The sequence below is a fragment of the Lysinibacillus boronitolerans JCM 21713 = 10a = NBRC 103108 genome (assembly GCF_000772935.1).
Lineage (GTDB): Bacteria > Bacillota > Bacilli > Bacillales_A > Planococcaceae > Lysinibacillus > Lysinibacillus boronitolerans.
The window spans coordinates 1-268 of the sequence record NZ_JPVR01000007.1 but is presented as its reverse complement, the minus strand read 5'-3'; the positions used below and the strand labels follow the sequence as shown (position 1 = coordinate 268).

Annotated in this window: 1 protein-coding gene; it reads right to left on the bottom strand. The window is 33.6% G+C overall.

The features are described 5' to 3' along the window. On the bottom strand, window positions 1-268 hold a 268-nt coding region (locus tag CD31_RS23665), incomplete at both ends, for a hypothetical protein (RefSeq protein WP_036074725.1).

Genomic DNA, 268 nt, shown 5'->3' with positions numbered 1-268 from the left:
GCTGCTTTAGCAATTTTAGTTCTATTAATTTGGTCTAGTGTATCTAGTGCCATATCCCACTTGTCTGCTCTCACGTTGTAATTGTCAATAACTCCGTCTTTTCTCTTCGTGTATACTTTTTGTGCATTTAAGTCATCTTCAATTGCTCCGTCTGTCGTCATTAATCTATTTACTTTTTCGTGTATATCTTCTCCGACATAATTTGTGCAGATAAACTGCTGATTTGATTCTACGTTAAATTTTCCCTTTTCCATATTGTTAAATTTTT